Below are 19,671 nucleotides of genomic sequence, written 5' to 3' on the forward strand. Positions count from 1 at the left end.
AGGGCCCTCTCCGCAGGGCGGGCAAGGGCCTTCTGGCATCGCTCTCGAACCCACGGGAATCAGACCGCCGACCCCCGATAGATCACCATGGCCGCGCCCTGGCTCTGCTTGAGGTTGTCGTAGCCGACCAGGCGGACGTGGTTGTGTGGGTGCGCCTTGTGGCAGGCCTCGGCTTCGGCCAGGATGGCGTCGACATCGGTCTCGCCGAACATCGGCAGCTTCCACATGTACCAGTAGTGATCGAACGCGTTCTCCGGTTCGGTGTGCTCCACGGCCGGGTTCCAGCCGCGGCTGACGATGTACTCCACCTGCCGGCGGATCTTCGCCGCGTCCATCGGCGGCAGGTAAGAGAAGGTCTCGAACTTGCGCGAGCCGCTATCGGACAGGCTGGATTTGTAGTCTTGCATTTCGCTCATGGTCTTTCCCGAATCCTCGTTAGCTTACCGGTGGGCCACGTCGAGCTTGTCGACCGTGTCGAACTCGAACTTGATTTCCTTCCAGGTCTCCATCGCGGCCTTGAGTTCCGGGCTGCTCTTGGCGGCTTCGGTCAGGATTTCCTTGCCTTCCTTCTCGAGCTGGCGGCCTTCGTTGCGCGCCTCGACACAGGCCTCCAGCGCCACGCGGTTGGCCGCGGCGCCGGCCGCATTGCCCCAGGGATGGCCCAGGGTGCCGCCGCCGAATTGGAATACCGCGTCGTCGCCGAAGATCGAAAGCAGCGCCGGCATGTGCCAGACGTGGATGCCGCCGGAGGCGACCGCGAACACGCCGGGCATGGAGCCCCATTCCTGGTCGAAGAAGATGCCTCTGGAGCGATCTTCCTTGATGGTGCGCTCGCGCAGCAGGTCGATCCAGCCCAGGGTGGCCTGGCGGTCGCCTTCCAGCTTGCCGACGACGGTGCCGGTGTGCAGATGATCGCCGCCGGACAGCCGCAGCAGCTTGGTGAAGACGCGGAAATGGATGCCGTGGTTGGGGTTGCGGTCCATGACCGCGTGCATGGCGCGGTGGATGTGCAACAGCATGCCGTTGTTGCGGCACCAGTTGGCCAGCCCGGTATTGGCGCAGAAGCCGCCGGTGATGAAGTCGTGCATGATGATGGGCGCGCCGATTTCCTTGGCGTATTCCGCGCGCTTGTACATTTCTTCCGGGGTCGGCGCGGTCACGTTCAGATAATGGCCCTTGCGCTCGCCGGTTTCGGCCTCGGCTTTCTCGATGGCTTCCATGACGAAGTCGAAGCGCTGGCGCCAGCGCATGAACGGCTGGCTGTTGACGTTCTCGTCGTCCTTGGTGAAATCGAGGCCGCCGCGCAGGCATTCGTACACGGCGCGGCCGTAGTTCTTGGCCGACAGGCCCAGCTTGGGCTTGATGGTGCAGCCGAGCAGGGGACGGCCGTACTTGTTCATGATGTCGCGTTCGACCTGGATGCCGTGGGGCGGGCCGCCGCAGGTCATCACGTAGGCGATGGGGAAGCGGATGTCTTCCAGGCGCAGGCCGCGCACGGCCTTGAAGCCGAACACATTGCCCACCAGCGAGGTGAACACGTTGACGACGGAGCCTTCCTCGAACAGATCGATCGGATAGGCGATGAAGGCATAGAACTGTTCGTCCTGGCCGGGTACGTCCTCGATCCGGTAGGCGCGGCCCTTGTAATGGTCGAGGTCGGTCAAGAGGTCGGTCCAGACGGTGGTCCAGGTGCCGGTCGAGGATTCCGCGGCGACGGCGGCGGCGGCTTCTTCGCGCGGCACACCCGGCTGCGGGGTGATCTTGAAGACCGCCAGCAGATCGGTGTCGGCGGGGGTGTAGTTCGGGTCCCAGTAGGTTTCGCGGTACTCCTTGACGCCCGCGTTGTACGTTTTGACAGCCATGGTTTTCTCCTACTCGTTGAGCAACAGCGCTATGGTAATGAACCGCCGTTCCCTAGCCGGCATCGGGTCGATCCCTTTTCGCGAGGCACTATAAGCGCTGATATCCATAAACGGAACTAAATTGTCATGATCACGACAATAAGCGTGCGTTATACTACAAGACCCGCCATGCCGGCGCCGGGCGAGAGGGTCGTTAGCATAATCCATGCGGCCCCGTCGCTCCAAACCCGGCTCGTGGTCCGCCCGACGCGTTGTGTTCCCGGGCCGGACGCATCAGCTGTCGGGGGGGTGGTCTACATCGTTGCGGTCGCCGATATGCCGCCATCGGTAGAGAGCCAGGCCCGAACCGATGATGAACAGCCCGCCGACCAGCAGGGATTCGTACTGGCGCAGATCGTCGATCATGCCGGCGATGGCTTTGCCGAACACCAGTCCCAGCCCCGTCGTTACCACCGCCCAGACCCCCACGGCGATCACGTTGACCGTGGCGTAGCGGGCCGGCGAGAACCGGCTCATGCCGATCAGGATGGGCGTCACCACCCGCAGGCCGTAGAAGAAGCGGAAGCCGAAGATGAAGTAGGAATGGTAGCGATGGAGCAGCGTCGATGCCCGTTCCACCGCCGGCGCCAGGGACGGGAAACGACGCAACAGCGCATCTCCGTGCTTGTAACCCAGCCAGAAGTAGCCCTGATCCGCCGCGAGCGTCACGACGAAGGCCAGCAGCACAATATGGTGGAAGGAAAAATAGCCGCGTCCCACCAAAAATCCCGCGATCAACAGGACGGTTTCGCCCTCCAGGAGCAGCCCGGCGATGAGGGCCGGGAAGCCGTACTCGGTTATCAGCGATTCGAAAGACATACGGGGCATTCGCCTGGTGGCTTAAACATTCGGATTCTAGAGAGCCAAGGTTAAGGCTGCGTGTAACCGGCTGGGGTGAATGCGAGGCCGCGGACCCGTTTTATAATGTCCATCCCGATCGACCAGCCAGCAAATCCCAAACGCATGAATGCTACTCCCCAATCCTCGGCCGCGCCGGTTTCCAATGCGCAGAGGGACCTTCAGCGGCTCCGGACCTATCTCAACGCCCAGATCATCGGCCAAAGCGATCTGGTCGACGCCATGCTCATCGCCCTGCTGGCGGACGGCCACATGCTGGTCGAAGGCGCGCCGGGCCTGGCGAAGACGCGGGCCATCCACGTCTTGAGCCGCGGCGTGGAAGCCGATTTCCAGCGCATCCAGTTCACACCCGACCTGCTGCCGGCGGACCTGACAGGCACCGAAATCTACCGCCCCCAGGAGGGTTCGTTCCACTTCCAGCCGGGTCCGCTGTTCCACAATCTGGTGCTGGCCGACGAGATCAACCGTTCCCCGGCCAAGGTTCAGTCGGCCCTGCTCGAAGCCATGGCGGAACGGCAGATCACGGTGGGCAACAAGACCTATCCGCTGCCCGGACTGTTCCTGGTGATGGCGACCCAGAACCCGATCGAGCAGGAAGGCACCTATCCCTTGCCGGAGGCGCAGCTCGACCGTTTCCTGATGTACGTGCGCATCGGCTATCCCAGCGCGGACCAGGAAAAGACCATCCTCCACCTGGTGCGCGGCGAGGCTCGCCAGCCGCAGCGCAAGACCGCCGACGCGATGGCGCCGGTGAGCCAGCAGACACTGTTCGCTGCGCGGGAGGAAGTGCTCGGCGTCTACATGGCCGAGGCCCTGGAGGATTACCTGTTGCAGCTCATCCTGGCCACGCGCGAGCCGGCCCGCTACGGCGATTCCCTGGCGCGCTGGATACTCTATGGTGCCAGCCCGCGCGCGACGCTGGCCCTGGACCGCTGCGCCCGCGCCCGCGCCTGGCTCGACGGCCGCGACTACGTGACTCCCGACGACATCCAGGCCCTGGCGCCGTGCATCCTGCGCCACCGCCTGATTCTGAGCTACGAGGCGGAAGCCGAAGGCATCGCCACCGACCATGTCGTCAAGGACCTGCTGCGGCGGGTGGCCGTGCCCTGATATCTGATTTTCCGTGTCCGTTTCATGCAAACCTATCAGAAAGAGTTCATCGATTTCGTCCTCGGCTGTGAGGTGCTTCGCTTCGGCGATTTCACCCTCAAATCCGGCCGGCAGAGTCCGTATTTCTTCAACGCCGGACTGTTCGACACGGGCGCCCGGCTGGGCAGGCTGGGCGAGTTCTACGCCCAGACCCTGACCTCGGGCGGCATCCGCGCCGACGTGCTGTATGGCCCGGCCTACAAAGGCATCCCCCTGGTCGCCGCCACCGCCATCGCCCTGGCCAGGGCCAGCGGAGAAGAAATCCCCTACGCCTTCAACCGCAAGGAGGCGAAAGACCATGGCGAAGGCGGCACCCTCGTCGGCGCACCGCTGCACGGCGACGTGCTGATCGTCGACGACGTCATCACCGCCGGCACTTCGGTGCGCGAGTCGATCGAGATCATTCGCGGCGCCGGCGCCACGCCGTGCGGCGTCTTGATCGCTCTGGACCGCGAGGAGATCGGCCAGTCGGGCAAGTCCGCCGTGCAGGAAGTGCGGGACAGCCTTGGGATTCCGGTCCATGCCATCGTCGGTTTCCGCCACCTCATCGAGTACTTGCGCAGCTCTGGCCGGGCCGAGGAGCTGGGGGCGCTGGAGGTCTACCGCAACCGATACGGCACCGCTTGAACCCATGGTCCGCGGCGCGCACCCCATCGCCCGCACCGGGAACGCGCTTCCCGCGCGGGCGCTGGGCTTGGCGCTGTGGGGCGCACTCGCCCTGCCTGGGGCCGCCATGGCGGCAACCTACAAATGGGTGGATGAACAGGGGAATGTGCATTATTCGGACAGCGTTCCGCCGGAACAAACCCGGCAGAAACATTTCCGACTCGATGCGCAGGGACGCCAGATCGAGGTCATCGAGGGCGCCAAGAGTCCGGAAATGCTGCAGCGGGAACAGATGCTGAGGCGCCTCAGAGCGGAAACGGCGGGTCTCATCGAGGAGCAGCGCAACCGCGACATGGCGTTGCTGCGAACCTACGCCAGCGAAGAGGACATGCGGCTGGCTTTGAACGACCAGATCGTCCAGAGCGACGCATCCGTCCTTATCCTGAAAAAATATCGGGCGCGGCATGCGGACATTCTGCGGACCCAGGAAAAGCGCGCTGCCGAGATGGAACGCCAGGGTCAGGCCGTCGCCGCGCAGGTCCTGAAGGCCATCGAGGACGAGCGCCGCCGGATCGCGGATTACGAAGATAAAATCCGCGTCCTCGAGGACAAGAAACGGATCATCGAGGATAGATTCAGCCGGGACATGGAGCGTTTCCGTGCGCTCAAGGCGGAGCAGGTGCGCTCGAGCCATGGCGCCCTCGGCGAAGTATTCGCGGCCGACGACGATAGCGGGGGACTCAGCGCGGTGGCGTGCTCCAGCGAGGCGATCTGCCTCAAGGCCTGGGCTCTGGCGCGCAGCTATGTCCTCCGTAAGGCCGATACGCCCCTGGCGATGGACACCGAACGCCTGGTGTACACTTCGACTCCGCTGTCGGACCAGGACATGGCCTTGACTCTGGCCCGCATTGCTGGGCACGGAGAAGAAACGGTTTTCCTGGACATCCGTTGCCGCCAGTCCAGCCTGGGCCGCGAGCTGTGCGCAGGTCCCAAGGCGCGGGACATTCGTGCCGGTTTCCGCTCCAGCGTCGAAGCGGGAATGGGCTCCGTGCCCTGAGGGGAGACCCGGCGGTTCTGGACCGGGCTTTGGCCGCTTGGCACACTTGCCGTCCTCAAGCGGACGGCTCGATCCCGGCGTTCCGGGCATCGCCGCAGTTCACAACGAAAAGCCTATTGGAGGATCGCTCATGACAAGACCACTCATTCAGTTGGCCCTGGATTCGCTGGATCGCAACCAGACCCTCGAACTTGCGCGCCTCACGGCGCCTTACGTCGACATCTTCGAGATCGGCACGCCCTGCATCAAGCACAACGGGATCGAAATCGTCCGCGAGCTCGAGCGTCGTCATCCGGACCGGCTCATCCTGGTCGATCTCAAGACCATGGACGCCGGCGAATACGAGGCTGCGCCGTTCTATGCCGCGGGCGCAGACATCTGCACCGTGCTCGGGGTGTCGGGACCTGCGACCATCGCCGGCGTGGTCAAGGCGGCTCAGGCGCACAACGCGGAAGTCCAGGTCGATCTCATCAACGTGCCGGACAAGGCCGCTTGCGCGCGCGAGGCTGCCAGGCTCGGCGCGCAGATCATCGGCGTGCATACCGGCCTCGACGCCCAGGCCCAAGGCCAGACGCCATTCGCCGATCTCGAGAGCATCGCCCGCCTGAAGCTGCCGGTGAGGATCTCCGTCGCCGGCGGCATCAACCAGAACACCGCCTCGCGGGTCGCCAAGGCGGGTGCGGACATCGTCGTGGTCGGCGCGGCGATTTACGGCGCGCCTTGTCCGGCCACGGCCGCGCGCACGATCCGCGAGTTGCTGGACGGCGCCCACCACAAATTCATCATGTCGAAGATCAGCGGCGTGCTCGGCGCGACCGACAAGACCTACGAGGCTCGCCTGACCGGCTTGCTCGAACGTTCGCGCCGCATCTTCGTCGCCGGCGCCGGTCGTTCGGGGCTGGTCGGCCGGTTCTTCGCCATGCGCCTGATGCACGGGGGCTATCAGGCCTACCTCGTCGGTGAAATCGTCACTCCCAGCATCCAGAAAGGCGATCTCCTGATCGTGATCTCCGGTTCGGGCGAAACCGAGACCATGATCGCCTACACCAAGAAAGCCAAGGAACAGGGGGCCAACATCGCGCTGATTTCCACCCGCGACAAGTCCACGATCGGCGACATGGCGGACATGGTGTTCCGGATCGGCACCCCCGAGCAGTACGGCAAGGTCGTCGGCATGCCGATGGGCACCACCTTCGAGCTTTCCACCCTGGTGCTGCTCGAAGCCACGATCGCCCACATCATCCATACCAAGAAGATCCCGGAAGAGCAGATGCGGACGCGCCACGCCAATCTGGAATAGGTCTTGGGATTCGAGCAGGAAGTCAGCCATTGATTTGGCACTTCAGGGGCGAGTGTCGCCATAGCCTTCGGGTGGTGCTAACGTGTACGTGCCAGCCAAGTGTTTTCGCGTTTCACCGCATGGTCATAGGAGGTACGCAATGAACTCCGAAGCTGATCCGATCGTCGGCAACTGGTACCGGCATCTGGACAAGGGGCAGTCGTTTACTGTCGTCGCCATCGACGACGACGCCCGCACCGTCGAAATCCAGCATTTCGACGGCGACCTGGAAGAGATCGACCTCGACACTTGGTACCTGCTTCCGATCGAACTCATCGAAGAACCCGAAAACTGGAGCGGTCCGATGGACGTCGCCGAGCTGGACGATCTCGGCGGCACCGAGATTACCGACACGCTCCCCGAGGACTGGTCGGAACCGCTGGAAGAAGTGGTCAAACAGGAAGAGCGGCCGCTGGAAGAGATGTCGGAAGAAGCCGGGGAAGAAGAAGTCCTGTTCGAGGAAGAAGGGCCCGAGATGATACCGCTGGAGGCCGAGCCGGCGGCGGAAATGCCCGAAAAAACCGAGGAAGAGGAGCGGGCGAAGGGAGGCGGAACCGCCTATTCGGAAGACGAATAGCCTGCGGCTTTCCACCTTGGGCTCGATCGCGCTCTTGCTCCTGCGCTGAGAGGAACCGAACTCGAGAAACACCGCCGTGAAACCGGTCTTCCATCCCGCCCTGGTGAACGGCCCCCGTGGGGACCCGGCGGTCTACGTGGATTTCCTGTTCGAGAAGCGCGCGGTGCTGTTCGATCTCGGCGATATATGCGCGTTGCCGGTCCGCAAGATTCTGCGCCTGAGCGATGTGTTCGTATCCCATGCCCACATGGATCACTTCGTCGGATTCGACCGGCTGCTACGGCTGTGCCTGGGGCGCGATCGCCGCATCCGCATGTTCGGGCCGGTGGGTTTCCTGGCCCAGGTCGAGCACAAACTCTCGGCTTATACCTGGAATCTGGTGGGAAACTACGTCACCGATGTCTCCTTCGAGGTGACCGAGGTGCTGACCGAAACCCTCGGGCGCAGGGCATCGTTTCGCTGCCGCACCGCCTTTCGCCGGGAAGCGGAAACCGAACTTCCGATAGAAAATCGCCGGCTGCTGGACGAGCTCAATCTGGCGGTCGAATTTGCGGTCCTGGACCATGCAACGCCGTGCCTCGCGTTCGCCTTGCGGGAAAAACGCCACCTCAACGTGTGGAAAAACCGCCTGGCGGAACTCGGCCTGGAGCCGGGCGCCTGGGTGCACGACCTCAAGCACGCCTTGCTGACGGGGCAGCATGAAGACACGCCGATCCGGGCGATGAGGCGTGACGGAGGTTGTTTAGGGGAGGCGGACTATCGGCTGGGGGAACTGGCCCGATCCATCGTGCATGTCTCGGCGGGGCAGAAAGCGGCCTATGTCACCGACGCCGTCTATCACGAGGAGAACGCAGGGCGCATAGTGGCACTGGCATCGGGTGCCGACCAGTTCTTCATCGAGGCGGTGTTCGGCGACGAACTCAAGGAGCGCGCGGCCCGGAAGTACCACCTCACTGCCCGCCAGGCCGGAACCATCGCACGTAGGGCCGGCGTCAAATTCCCCACGCCGTTTCATTTTTCGCCGATCTACCAGGGGCGGGAGTTCGAGCTGGAGCGGGAGTTCTGGCAAGCTTTCCACACGGCACAGCCCGTGGCGGACTCCAATTGGCTTGACCAAGGCGAGTCGGAGCCGGCTGAGGAGCGCGACATTGCCCGCGACAGGCTCTTCAATACCCTATCTGGGTCGACTAAATAACCATGCGCCTTCTTAAATATCGGAAGGTCACGAAGCCAGTGAGTGCCAGGCTCAATGGGATGCCGAGTATGGCCGTGATTCGTTTGATCGAAAGTCTTGCGCCAGAGTCGACGCCTACGTTAAGCGGTATTTTCAGTTTGTCTTCTTCCGAGGTTGAGTCTGCGCCACCTCTAATCAAGTCAATGGAGTAATACCCGTTCTTGTCAAGCTCAAAATTCGATTCGATGACGCCTTTGGAATAAAGGGTGGGTGGCACTGTCACCACCGTGCGTCGCTCCTTTAGGCTCCCTGCGTCTTCACCGCCGTCTGCGGACTGCTGCTCGGTGACTATGATGGCAATGGGGGATTTTCTGAGTTCGTTACCAACCAGGTCGGCTGTAAAAAATATCTTGCCTGGTGCTGGTATGTCATTGCAGTAAGACTGAAACAGCTCCCTTGTTATTCTTGCATCCCCTGATTGATCGGACGGTTGGACGTGCAAGCTGAAATAAACCGAGAAAAAATCCGTGGCGCCGAGGCAGCCGACCCTGGCGTTTGTAATCTGCTGGGAGGGATTGTTGTTGTAGCCCGGACTGGTGCAAGCAGTGATTAGCGCCGTGCAAGCTATCAGCGCATAAAAGGGGAATGCTGGCCGAAAAGCTTTCATGGCATGCCTCGTTGGCCTGTATAAGGGGACATAGGCCGGTAGAGCAACAAACCCCGCGATGTTGTAAAGCTTCGTCACGAAGCCAAGAGACTCGATAGGGTTAGCTGCCTGTTTCGAACCAAATGGTGCGCTCGGCATGAGCCGCCGTCAAGCGGTGTTGGGGGCGCCGAAAGGACCGCTGGCTGAAGCAGGAACCGGCGGAATTCAAGGGTGCGGACCAAAGGCTGAGTTGGTGATCGCCATCCTGGGAGCGTCCTGTGATGGTATCTCCCCGGCACGAAACCCAGATTCTGAGAGTGGTTTCAGAGCCTAGCATCGCTGCTCTCCCATTTCTTTTCGGACTATCGGCAGCGGGAGATTTCAAAACGTCCGTTGCCCCTTTGCCGCAGGCCGGCGCCGAATTTCGTTTGCGGTGTGGCGTTATGTCATCCGTCTCGCCTGATTCTGGCGCAGCAGGTCGAGGGTGAAATAATCGAGGCTCACCGTCCTAGAAGTACGACCGGTTGATCAAGAAGTGTGCGCCGATGCTGGCGAAATAGCCCAGCAGGATCACCGGTCCCCATTTCAGGTGGGCGCCGAAGGAGTAGTAACCCTTGGTTTGGCCAAGCAAGCCGACCCCGGCGGCCGAGCCGATGGCGAGGAGGCTGCCTCCCACGCCGGCTGTGAGGGTCACCAGCAGCCATTGGCCCTGCGAGATGTGCGGGTCCATGGAGAGTACCGCCAGCATGATGGTGCCGTTGTCGATGAATGCCGAGGCGATGCCGACGAGGATGTTGGCAAAGGTGGTCCGGTCCGGATCGGCGTAGAGGAATTCGGAGATGTCTTCCAGATAGCCGATGAAGCTCAGCCCGCCCATGCTCAACATCACACCGTAGAAGAACAGCAAGGTGTCCCATTCCAGCCGGGATACTTTCTTGAAGATGTCGAATTCGTCCGCCTCCCCGATCGGTTCGCCCTGAGCGACGAGTTCGTCCGGGTCCGGGGTTTGGGGCGCGGTCTTCTTCTGCAGGTAGAAGCTGTAGAACTTCAGGTAGGTCAGCCCCGCCATCATGCCGGCGGCGGGTGGGAGATGCAGGAGGTTTTCGAAGCCCACCGCGGTGACGATGGTCAGCAGGAACAGCACGATGATGGGGCGCCCGCCGGTCTTGATCGGAATCCTTTTATCTACCGCGGCCGGCCGCTGGCGGGGGAGGAACGGGAACATGCAGGCCGCGGGCAAGGCAAAATTGACGATTGACGGAATCAGGAGATGGAAGAAATCCACGAAGGGCACCTTGCCCTTCTGCCAGATCAGCAGGGTGGTGATGTCGCCGAAGGGGCTGAACGATCCGCCGGCGTTGGCCGCAACGACGATGTTGATGCAGGAAAGCGTGACGAAGCGCGGACAGTCCTTGCCCAGCGCCATGACGACCGCGCCCATCAGGAGGGCCGTGGTCAGGTTGTTGCATACCGAGGAAATCATGAAGGCGAGGATGCCGGTCAGCCAGAACAGTTGCCGGTAACTGTATCCCTTGCCCAGCAGCCAGCAGCGCAGGGCCTCGAACACGTCGAGGTCTTCCATGGCGTTGAGGTAGGTCATCGACACCAGGATGAACAGCAAGAGTTCCGCGTAGGTCAGCAGCGAAGCGCGGAACGCCTCGCCGGCCTGCTCCGGCATGCCGCTGCCCACGTAAACCGCCGCGACCAGGCCCCAGATCGCGCTGGCGGCGAACACCATCGGCTTGGACTTCCGAAGTTCCGTCACCTCCTCGGCCATGGCGAGGAAATAGGCGAGGAAGAAAATCAGCACGGCAAGGTAGCCGGCCCAGTGCCGGGTCAGGTCCAAGGGGCCCACTGGGCCGTGATCGCCCGCAAGACAAAGCTTCGGCGCGCCGATGAAAAGGGCGCATGCCGCCAGAACTGGGAACCGTATGCGCGTCGGGGAAAGCTCACGCAGATGGCGCCGTTGGGACAGGGAGAGGGACAGCATTCGGATTCCTGCTTGAAAGGCCTGGTGCACGCCGACCGGCCTGCGCGCGCAGTAGAGGATTTCGATGAATTCGCGAGGCGGAGAAGCAGGAACGGCGGCCGCTCCGAGGCTGGCGTTTGCTTTCCGCATCAGAAGTGTTTTTCGTAAGGGGCATCGCCCTGTTTCGACATGACCTTCGCACGGAACAGCGCGGCCAGCAGGGTTCCGACCAGCACCGAGGAGAGGTCCATCCCCAGCCCCAATAGGAAGGTATGATGGCGGAAGGAGTCTCCCAGCAGGGGTTTCAGGACCAGGTAGAGCCAGACGACGAAGCCGGCGTAATAGACGATGACGCCGCCGGCGGCCCAAGCGACCGGGGGCAGCTTCAGCCGCAGGGCGGTGCGGTAGAACCAGTAGGCAACGAAAAGGACGGCGATGGCGCCGATCATGTCGGTTGCTTCTCTCTCACGACAAAGGACGCTGCATCTTATATCAGAGTGGCGGCCTTGGGGTAAGCCTTGTCGGCCGATGTTCCTTGATTCCACAGCGCCGGCACCTCATTCAGGGAGGCCAGATGCAGCCGGGCGAAGCGCCGTTCGCGGGAGCTGGCGGGCCGCCGGCCGTTGACCAGCACGGCGAAGGTTCCTGCCAGGGCGGCGGATTCGATGCCCGCTTCCGAGTCCTCCAGCGCCAGACATTGGCCGGGTGCCAAACCCAAGCGGCGGGCGGCTTCGAGGTACAGGTCCGGCGCGGGTTTGCCCTGGGCGACCTGATCGCGGGTGACGATGAGCGGGAAGAGGTTCGCCATCCCCGACCGCTCCAGGCAGATGCCGGCGAAGCGGGCTTCGCTATTGGTCGCCAGCGCATAAGGCAGGTTTCGTTCGCGGAAAAACCTCAACAGATTCTCCAGGCCGGGCATCGGAGCGATGCCATGGGCCTCCACGTGCCGGTGCCAGATTCGGGTGGCGATTTCCTCGAAGCGGCCGATATCGAATTGCGGGCCGGCGTAGTCGCTGATCCGCTGCTTGACCGCCTCGGCATGGCAGCCGAACAGCGATTGGCAGAAGTCCTCGTCGAGTTCGATCCCCAGCTCGTTGGCGGCGCCGCGCCAGGCGGCGACATAGGTCGCTTCGGTGTCGATCGCGAGGCCGTCCATGTCCAGGATGGCCGCGCGCAGGCCAGTGATGGCGGAATCAGAGTGTGTCATCGTGCAGGACCCGGATGTATTCGCCGGGGGCTTCCCGGCTGCTGCCCACGATCAGGCGTTCGGTGCCGTCGGGAAGCGCTTCGACCAGGCCGGAGGCCTCGATCCTTTCCCCGGTCCGCGCCTGTCCGACATAGGTATGGGTGAAGCTCAGAATTTCGCCGATGCGCGGGTGGTCGGTTCGGTAGCGGGCGGGATATTCGAATGCCCGGCGGCCGTCGGTCACCGTGGCGCGCAAAATCATGGGGCCGCGCTTGGCGGCGGGTGGAATGTTGTCTAGGGGGCGAGGAAGAACCAGCGTCAGGTCGAACTTGGTGGCTTCGATGAAGCCGGCATTGAATTTTCGCCGCTCATGCCAGAGATAGTCCTCGAAGCCAAGCGTGCAACCGCGACGCTCGTAAGCTTTCCGCCAGTCCGCTTGTCCAGGCGCGCTCAGCCGACCGTCCGCCGTCGCTTTCGCCACCATGGCGCGCGCGGCGTCGAAGGTGTTCGGGTCGTAGACGACCAGGTCGATGTCGGAGGCCGGGGTCTGGGCGCCGATCAGGAGCGAGCCGGTGAGGCCGAATTCCGTCAGGTTCAGCCTTTCCGCAAAGAAAAGCCCGAGCAGCCGGCAGGCCTTGGCCTCGATGGGATCAGCGGTTTGGCTTGTGAAGAGGGTTCGGACCCGGTCGCGGGGGCGGAAATGCCGGGCGACGCATTCGACCGGCACCGCCGGCAGCACGGCGTCCAGCCGACGTGAAAGGTACAGATAATCCGGATGGTGTTCCTGCAGGAAGGCCGTGGCTTCCGCCGTGTTCAGCTTGCGCAGCCGGCCGTGGTCGGTCGGAACATAGCGCAAGGTGCAGAGCAGCCGGCCATCTTCGGGGTTGCCGTCGACGATTGCGAAATGAAGTCCTTCCGCCGTCCGGATGAAGTCCTTCGGCAGAAAATCGGGTTCAGAAGCCATCGGGATACAGCGCGGCGGAGCCGTCCAGATCGCCGGTGTCGCGGTAGCTCAGCGGCTCGCGCTCGGGAAAGTTGAGCCGGCCGTCGAAGACTCGGCCGACGGCCACCACGTGATCGCCGCTGGCCAGAGTTCCGGCGAGCCGGCACTGGAACCAGGCGACTGCATCCGCCAGCAAAGGAACGCCGCCCTGGCCGGCTGTCCACGCGATGCCGGCCAGCTTGTCGCTGTCGGCCGGGCGGGCGAAGAGCCCCGCCCATTCGGGGCGGTCCGCCGGCACCACGTTGACGCTGAAAAAACCGCCGGCCATCAGTTTCCGGTAAGACAGGCAAATGGGGTTGATGCTGAGCGCCAGCATGGGCGGATCGAACGAGGTCTGCATCACCCAGGCCGCGGTGAAGGCGTTGGGGCCCTCGGCGTCGGCGACGCCGATCGCGTAGACGCCATGGCTGATGCTTCGGAACAGCCGGGCCATTTCGAGGTTCATTGCGTTCGCCCCACCTGCGGATCAGGCACTAAAATACGCGCTTCGTTTCCCGCTACGGAGCCGAGCGTGCCTAAGCTGACTCATTTCAATACCGCCGGCGAAGCCCACATGGTGGACGTCGGCGGCAAGCCCAGCACCACCCGCACGGCGGTGGCCGAGGGGTACATCGCCATGCTGCCCGAGACCTTGCGGCTCATCATGGCGGGCGGGCACAAGAAAGGCGATGTGCTCGGCATCGCCCGCATCGCCGGCATCATGGGCGCCAAGCGGACCGCGGACCTGATTCCCCTTTGCCACCCCATTCCGATCACCCATGTCGATCTCGCGCTGGAGCCTCAGCCGGAGGCCAGCCGCATTCGCTGTCAGACCACGGTCCAGACCGTCGGCCAGACCGGCGTGGAGATGGAGGCGCTGACCGCCACCCAGGTCGCCCTGCTGACCATCTACGACATGTGCAAGGCGGTCGACCGCGGCATGAGCATCGAATCGGTGCGTCTGTTGGAGAAGATCGGCGGCAAGTCCGGTCATTGGCAGCGCGACGCCGGCGAGGCGCGCTCCAGCACCAGATAGCTGTAGGGCCAGGGGAAATCCGGATCGTCACGGACGTCTTCGCGGCTGGTTTCACGCCAGTCCTCGGCGGCGAATTCCGGAAAGAAGGTGTCGCCGGCATAGTCGTGATGGATCAGGGTCAGATAGAGTTTCTTGGCCTGCGGCAGCAGGGCTTCATATACGGCGCTGCCGCCGATGACCATGAGTTCCATGGCTCCGGCGCATACCGCCGCCAGTTCGCCGAGATCGTGCACGATGGTGCAGCCGGGGGCGGAAAAATCCGGCGCGCGGGTCAGGACGATGTTCTGGCGTCCGGGCAAGGGGCGGCCGATGGATTCGTGGGTCTTGCGCCCCATGAGGATGGGCTTGCCCAGGGTCAGGGCGCGGAAGCGCTTGAGATCGGCGGACAAATGCCAGGGCATGGCGTTGTTCGCGCCAATGACCCGATTCTGCGCCATGGCGACGATGATCGAGAGGTCCGGTAATCCCGTCACACGGCCACCTCGGCCTTGATGTGCGGATGGGCCTGGTAGCCTTCGACGATGAAATCCTCGTAGCGGTAGTCGAACAGGCTGTCCGGCTTGCGGGCGAATTTCAGCGTCGGCGGCGCGAAGGGTTCGCGCTCGAGTTGCAGCTGCGCTTGCTCCAGGTGGTTCCGGTACAGGTGCACGTCGCCGCCGCACCAGATCAGTTCGCCCGGTTCCAGCCCGACCTGCTGGGCCAGCATCGAGGCGAGCAGGGCATAGCTGGCGATGTTGAACGGCAGTCCCAGGAACACGTCCACCGAGCGCATCTGGAACATCAGCGACAGCTTTCCGTCCGTCACATAGCACTGGAAAGCATAGTGGCACGGCGGCAGCGCCATGGCTTCGACGTCGGCCGGATTCCAGGCGCTCACCAGCAGGCGGCGGGAGTCGGGATTCCCGCGCAGTTGCATCAGCAGCCCCGCGAGCTGGTCGATGGCGCTGCCGTCCGGCTTGGCCCAGTGGCGCCATTGGTGCCCGTACACGGGGCCCAGTTCGCCGTTTTCGTCCGCCCATTCGTTCCAGATCGAGACGCCGTTCTGCTGCAGGTAGCGGACATTCGTGCTGCCCGAGACGAACCAGAGCAGTTCATGAATGATCGAGGGCAGGTGCAGCTTCTTGGTGGTGACGAGGGGCAGCCCGGCGCCGAGATCGAACCGCATCATGCATCCGAAGACGCTCAGGGTGCCAGTGCCGGTCCGGTCCTCTTTTGCGCTGCCGTGCTCGAGGATGTCGCGCAGCAGGTCGAGATACGGGCGCATTCAGGCGGAGCGGCGGGCGTAGGCGGCGGCCAGCAGAGCGATGCCGAACAGGATCATCGGCAGGCACAGGATCTGGCCCATGGTCAGCCAGCCGAAGGCGAGATAGCCGAGTTGCGCATCCGGCAGCCGGACGAATTCGACGGCGAAGCGGAATGCGCCGTAGCCCAGCAGGAACATGCCGCTCACGGCCATGCGCGGCGGTGAGCGCAGGCTGAACCATTGCAGGATGACCAACAGGACCAGCCCTTCCAGAAAGGCTTCGTAAAGCTGAGACGGATGGCGCGGCACGTTGCCGCCATTGGGGAAGATCATCGCCCACGGCACGTCGCTGGGCTTGCCCCAGAGTTCGCCGTTGATGAAGTTGCCGATGCGCCCGGCCAAGAGGCCGATGGGCACGTAAGGGGCGAGAAAGTCGGCGACGTCGAAAAACCGGATGCCCTGGGATCGGCCATAGACATACATGGCGATCAGCACGCCGATCAGGCCGCCATGAAAGGCCATGCCGCCTTCCCATATGCGGAACAGCATCAGCGGGTCATGCAGAAAGCCGGAAAAATTGTAGAACAGCGCATAGCCGACCCGTCCGCCGACGACCACGCCGATGGCGGAGTAGAATACCAAGTCTTCGACCTGGGCCGGGGTGAACAGCGGTTTCGCGCTCCGCTGCACCCGCCGCCGCGCCAACAGCCAGGTGGCGGCGATGCCGATGACGTACATCAGTCCATACCAGTGGACCTTGAGTGGGCCGATCGCGACGGCGACGGGATCGATGGCGGGGTAAGTGAGCATCTGGGGTTCGGGTCTGTCAGGTGCCGCATGCGGCGCAGCGTTGACTCGCCATTATGCCACTATCAATCATAGTGAATCAGCTCGCGCGGGAGAGACGGCTCCCGACCGGCGGCCAGATCGCTGAGGAACTTCCAGATCGTGTCGGCCGAAGGCGGGCAGCCGGGCAGGAAATAATCGACCTTCACGACCTCGTGGATCGGATGCACCTTATTCAGGAGTAGCGGCAGTTCGATGTCGTTGGGGATTTGCGGATTCTCGATGCCGATGCCGTTGAGATACGACTCGTCCAGGCACTCCTCGAGCGCGATGTGGTTGCGCAGCGCAGGCACGCCGCCGTTGATGGCGCAGGCGCCGACGGCGACCAGGATTCGGCAATGCTTGCGGAACTCGCGAAGCGTGTGGACGTTCTCCGCGTTGCACAAGCCGCCCTCGACCAGGCCCAGATCGACTTTGTCGCCGCAGTGCTTGATGTCGGTCAATGGCGAGCGGTCGAAGCTGGCGACCTCCGCCAGGGCCAAAAGCCGTTCGTCGATGTCGAGGAGCGACATGTGGCAGCCGAAGCAGCCGGCGAGGGAAGTCGTGGCGGCGGTGAGTTTTTCAGTCATGGCGGCTCTCCACGATCGGCTCCTCGCGTTCCAGACTTTCTTCGGCGAGGGTGTGTCTGTCGTAGAGGCGTTCTCCGATCGGCACTTCGAAGCCGCGCCGTTTCACCAGGATGGCGCCCACCGGGCAGACCCGCGCGGCCTTGTCGGTGGCGGCGATCGGTGTGTCCGCGAGCTTGCCGGAAGGCGAATTGACGATGAGCCGCGAATCGATGCCGCGTCCGCCGATGGCGAACACGTTCTTGCCGTCCACGTCGCGGCTGGCGCGCACGCACAGCTCGCAGAAGATGCAGCGGTCGCGGTCGAGCAGGATGTCGGGATGCGAGCCGTCCAGCTCCCGCGCGGGATAGAAGAAGGGGAAATGGGCGTCGACCATGCCGAGGAAATAGGCGGCCGCCTGCAACTGGCAGTTGCCGCTCTTCTCGCAGGACGGGCACAGATGATTGCCCTCCACGAACAGCAATTGAGTGACGGTGCGGCGCAGTTCGTTCAGCTCGGCGGTGTCGTTGAGCACATCCTGGCCGTCCGCCGCCGGAAAGGTGCAGGCCGAACAATTTCGGCCGTTGACCTTCACCGTGCACAGTTTGCAGCTTCCGTGCGGCTCGAATTCGGGATTGTGGCAGAGGTGGGGGATATAGATGCCGGCCGCGGTGGCGGCTTCCATGATGGTCTGGCCTGCGGTGTAGGGAATGGGTTTGCCGTCGATCTGGAGGAAGGGTTTCGTCATGACGCGATCTTTACATGGATTAAGAGGGGCGGAGTGTCCTTAGGTTTGCGTCAGGTGGGCATTCTCATCGTCCCGGCCACTCAGGCGCCGGGCGATGGCGAGCGCTCCGTCCAGATCGAAACCCGGTTCGAAGTCGATCGTTTTGAGCCGCTTCTGGTATAGCTCGGGATAGCGTTCCAAGGTGCTGAGGATGGGGTTGGCGGCAGTCTGACCCAGCCCGCAATGGCTGGTGCTCCGCACGAACCGTCCCAGTCGGGAAAGTTCAGCCAGATCGCCCGCCGCGCCGTGGCCGTCGCCGATCTTGTCCAGCAGGTTTTTCAGAAGCGCGGTGCCGACCCGGCAAGGCGTGCAGAAGCCGCAGCTTTCGTGGGCGAAAAAGTGGGTGAAGTTGCGGGCGATCTCCAGCACGTCCCGCGTCCGGTCGAACACGATGAACGAACCGCCGGTGGCGAGGTCTTCGAAGGCCAGTTTGCGGCCAAACTCCTTGTCGGAGATGAACATTCCGGAAGGGCCGCCGATTTGGACCCCTAAGGTGTCGTCTGCGCCGCAGTCGTCGAGAATCCGCGAAATCGTGACTCCGAATGGATACTCGTAGATTCCGGGCCGGCTACAGTCGCCGCAGATGCTCAGAAGCTTGGTGCCCTTGGATTTCTCGGTGCCGACCGAGGCGAACCACTCGCCGCCGTGCAGGGTGATGGCGGCGGCCGCAAAGAAGGTCTCCACATTATTCACCACGGTGGGTTTGCCGAGATAGCCGTGGGTCACCGGGTAGGGTGGCCGGTTGCGCGGCACGCCCCGCTTGCCTTCCAGCGACTCGATGAGGGCGGATTCTTCGCCGCAGATATAGGCGCCCGCTCCGAGCCGGATCTCGATGTCGAAATCGAAGCCTTTCCGACCCAGAATGCCTTCTCCGAGGAGTCCCTGGCGCCGCCGTTCCGCCAGCACGCCTTCGAGTCGTTGATGCAGATAGAGGTATTCGCCTCTCAAATAAAGAAAGCCCTGGCGGGCCCCAACCAGATAGGCGCAGACCGTCATACCTTCGAAAACCTGATCGGCGTGGCTTTGCAGTAGGACTCGGTCCTTGAATGTGCCGGGCTCGCCCTCGTCCGCATTGCAGACCACGTACCGTTCGGCTTGGGCGGCGGGCTGCCCCGGCGGGCAGACGGCGACTTCTTCCGGACCCTCATAGCAGAAGCGCCACTTCCAGGCGGTATTGAAGCCCGCGCCGCCTCGGCCGCGAAGCTGGGAGGTTTCGATTTCCTCGAATATCGTCTCCCTGCCCTGAGCCAGCACGCGCTCCAGCGACGCCCCCGGCTTGACCGGATTGGCCAGCAGCCTGTCCTTGAGCCGGACGTTGTCTTCGACGGCGAAGAGTGCCTCGGGCCAATCGCTCAGAGGCGTATCGTGGTTAACGAGTTCGACGATCCGATCGACCCGCTCGCGGGTGAGTCGCGGAATGGCGTAACCGTTGACCAGTCCTGCCGGCCCCTGTTCACACAGGCCCGTACATGAGGTGAAGGCCATGCTGACCCGGCCGTCCGGTCGGATATCTCCGGGGCGGATGGCGAGCGCGTCGCACAAATAGGCGGCGATGTCGCGGCTGCCGAGCATGTGATCGGTGATGGAGTCACTGATTCGGATGTCGAATTTGCCCAGGGGCGCAGCCGACAAAAAGCTGTAGAATTCCACCACGGCCCTCACCCGGGTCACGCAAACTCCGAGTGTCTCGGCGACGGTCTGCTGAGCAGTCGGTGAGACGTGCCTCAGCTCACGCTGCACTTCCCGCAGCATGGAAAGAAGGCGATGGGC

22 protein-coding genes (1 of these 22 only partly in view) are annotated in these 19,671 nt (G+C 63.3%); 7 read left to right on the plus strand and 15 right to left on the minus strand.

What is annotated here, in order from left to right; all coding sequences use genetic code 11:
- Window positions 1-59 precede the first annotated feature (59 nt).
- From GNH96_RS04115 to GNH96_RS04125, 3 genes are all read right to left on the minus strand, one after another.
- Window positions 60-416, minus strand: coding sequence for a ribulose bisphosphate carboxylase small subunit (locus GNH96_RS04115; RefSeq protein ID WP_169602522.1), 357 nt, complete (start codon window positions 414-416; stop codon window positions 60-62).
- A 24-nt stretch (window positions 417-440) separates the two neighbouring features.
- Window positions 441-1,862: a form I ribulose bisphosphate carboxylase large subunit gene (locus GNH96_RS04120; RefSeq protein ID WP_169602523.1), complete on the minus strand. Its 1,422-nt coding sequence runs from the start codon at window positions 1,860-1,862 to the stop codon at window positions 441-443.
- 273 nt (window positions 1,863-2,135) lie between these two features.
- On the minus strand, window positions 2,136-2,720 hold the full coding sequence (locus GNH96_RS04125; RefSeq protein WP_169602524.1) for a DedA family protein: 585 nt from the start codon (window positions 2,718-2,720) through the stop codon (window positions 2,136-2,138).
- A 144-nt stretch (window positions 2,721-2,864) separates the two neighbouring features.
- Between GNH96_RS04125 and GNH96_RS04130 the strand changes: the two genes are divergently transcribed.
- From GNH96_RS04130 to GNH96_RS04155, 6 genes are all read left to right on the plus strand, one after another.
- A complete protein-coding gene (locus GNH96_RS04130) occupies window positions 2,865-3,869 on the plus strand; it encodes an AAA family ATPase (protein WP_228720004.1) in 1,005 nt (334 codons plus the stop codon).
- 24 nt (window positions 3,870-3,893) lie between these two features.
- On the plus strand, window positions 3,894-4,535 hold the full coding sequence (pyrE, locus tag GNH96_RS04135) for an orotate phosphoribosyltransferase (RefSeq protein WP_169602526.1): 642 nt from the start codon (window positions 3,894-3,896) through the stop codon (window positions 4,533-4,535).
- 4 nt (window positions 4,536-4,539) lie between these two features.
- Window positions 4,540-5,571, plus strand: a complete 1,032-nt coding sequence (locus GNH96_RS04140) for a DUF4124 domain-containing protein (RefSeq protein WP_169602527.1) — start codon at window positions 4,540-4,542, stop codon at window positions 5,569-5,571.
- Between the two features lie 130 nt (window positions 5,572-5,701).
- Window positions 5,702-6,871 (plus strand): bifunctional 3-hexulose-6-phosphate synthase/6-phospho-3-hexuloisomerase, encoded by a 1,170-nt coding sequence (gene hxlAB / locus GNH96_RS04145; protein ID WP_169602528.1) that lies wholly within the window; start codon window positions 5,702-5,704, stop codon window positions 6,869-6,871.
- A 139-nt stretch (window positions 6,872-7,010) separates the two neighbouring features.
- The gene (locus tag GNH96_RS04150; RefSeq protein WP_169602529.1) at window positions 7,011-7,487 is read left to right on the plus strand and encodes a DUF6763 family protein; all 477 of its coding nucleotides are present in this window, start codon (window positions 7,011-7,013) and stop codon (window positions 7,485-7,487) included.
- Between the two features lie 76 nt (window positions 7,488-7,563).
- Window positions 7,564-8,682, plus strand: coding sequence for a ribonuclease Z (locus GNH96_RS04155; RefSeq protein ID WP_169602530.1), 1,119 nt, complete (start codon window positions 7,564-7,566; stop codon window positions 8,680-8,682).
- On the opposite strand, the gene GNH96_RS04160 is transcribed toward GNH96_RS04155, so the two are convergent.
- The 6 genes from GNH96_RS04160 to GNH96_RS04185 form a co-directional block, all read right to left on the minus strand.
- On the minus strand, window positions 8,675-9,328 hold the full coding sequence (locus GNH96_RS04160; RefSeq protein ID WP_169602531.1) for a hypothetical protein: 654 nt from the start codon (window positions 9,326-9,328) through the stop codon (window positions 8,675-8,677). The genes GNH96_RS04155 and GNH96_RS04160 overlap by 8 nt on opposite strands.
- Window positions 9,329-9,815: 487 nt before the next feature.
- Window positions 9,816-11,297, minus strand: coding sequence for a sodium:proton antiporter NhaD (gene nhaD, locus GNH96_RS04165; protein WP_169602532.1), 1,482 nt, complete (start codon window positions 11,295-11,297; stop codon window positions 9,816-9,818).
- A gap of 128 nt (window positions 11,298-11,425) precedes the next feature.
- A complete protein-coding gene (locus tag GNH96_RS04170; RefSeq protein WP_169602533.1) occupies window positions 11,426-11,725 on the minus strand; it encodes a hypothetical protein in 300 nt (99 codons plus the stop codon).
- 38 nt (window positions 11,726-11,763) lie between these two features.
- Window positions 11,764-12,483: an HAD family hydrolase gene (locus GNH96_RS04175; RefSeq protein WP_169602534.1), complete on the minus strand. Its 720-nt coding sequence runs from the start codon at window positions 12,481-12,483 to the stop codon at window positions 11,764-11,766.
- Window positions 12,470-13,426 carry a nucleotidyltransferase domain-containing protein gene (locus GNH96_RS04180; RefSeq protein ID WP_169602535.1) on the minus strand — a complete coding sequence of 319 codons (957 nt, stop codon included), beginning with the start codon at window positions 13,424-13,426 and terminating at the stop codon, window positions 12,470-12,472. The genes GNH96_RS04175 and GNH96_RS04180 overlap by 14 nt, the downstream gene beginning before the upstream one ends.
- Window positions 13,416-13,910 (minus strand): flavin reductase family protein, encoded by a 495-nt coding sequence (locus GNH96_RS04185; protein WP_169602536.1) that lies wholly within the window; start codon window positions 13,908-13,910, stop codon window positions 13,416-13,418. The genes GNH96_RS04180 and GNH96_RS04185 overlap by 11 nt, the downstream gene beginning before the upstream one ends.
- 66 nt (window positions 13,911-13,976) lie before the next feature.
- Here GNH96_RS04185 and moaC point away from each other — a divergent pair, with 66 nt between their 5' ends.
- A complete protein-coding gene (moaC, locus tag GNH96_RS04190) occupies window positions 13,977-14,480 on the plus strand; it encodes a cyclic pyranopterin monophosphate synthase MoaC (RefSeq protein ID WP_169602537.1) in 504 nt (167 codons plus the stop codon).
- Here the strand turns inward: moaC and GNH96_RS04195 are convergent.
- From GNH96_RS04195 to GNH96_RS04220, 6 genes are all read right to left on the minus strand, one after another.
- Complete coding sequence (locus GNH96_RS04195) at window positions 14,435-14,917, minus strand: dihydrofolate reductase (RefSeq protein WP_407658845.1); 483 nt, start codon at window positions 14,915-14,917, stop codon at window positions 14,435-14,437. The genes moaC and GNH96_RS04195 overlap by 46 nt on opposite strands.
- Before the next feature lie 32 nt (window positions 14,918-14,949).
- Window positions 14,950-15,744 (minus strand): thymidylate synthase, encoded by a 795-nt coding sequence (locus tag GNH96_RS04200; protein ID WP_169602539.1) that lies wholly within the window; start codon window positions 15,742-15,744, stop codon window positions 14,950-14,952.
- The gene (gene lgt / locus GNH96_RS04205) at window positions 15,745-16,533 is read right to left on the minus strand and encodes a prolipoprotein diacylglyceryl transferase (RefSeq protein WP_169602540.1); all 789 of its coding nucleotides are present in this window, start codon (window positions 16,531-16,533) and stop codon (window positions 15,745-15,747) included.
- Window positions 16,534-16,595: 62 nt separating this feature from the next.
- A complete protein-coding gene (locus GNH96_RS04210) occupies window positions 16,596-17,138 on the minus strand; it encodes an NADH-quinone oxidoreductase subunit B family protein (RefSeq protein WP_169602541.1) in 543 nt (180 codons plus the stop codon).
- Window positions 17,131-17,862 (minus strand): 2Fe-2S iron-sulfur cluster-binding protein, encoded by a 732-nt coding sequence (locus GNH96_RS04215; protein WP_169602542.1) that lies wholly within the window; start codon window positions 17,860-17,862, stop codon window positions 17,131-17,133. Before GNH96_RS04215 ends, GNH96_RS04210 begins: the two co-directional genes overlap by 8 nt.
- A 39-nt stretch (window positions 17,863-17,901) precedes the next feature.
- Window positions 17,902-19,671, minus strand: the 3' portion of a protein-coding gene (locus GNH96_RS04220; RefSeq protein ID WP_169602543.1) for an NAD(P)H-dependent oxidoreductase subunit E. The gene runs 63 nt beyond the window's last position; the window shows 1,770 of its 1,833 coding nt (coding positions 64-1,833); its start codon lies beyond the right edge, outside the window; it ends in the stop codon at window positions 17,902-17,904.

The organism is Methylococcus geothermalis (assembly GCF_012769535.1).
Lineage (GTDB): Bacteria > Pseudomonadota > Gammaproteobacteria > Methylococcales > Methylococcaceae > Methylococcus > Methylococcus geothermalis.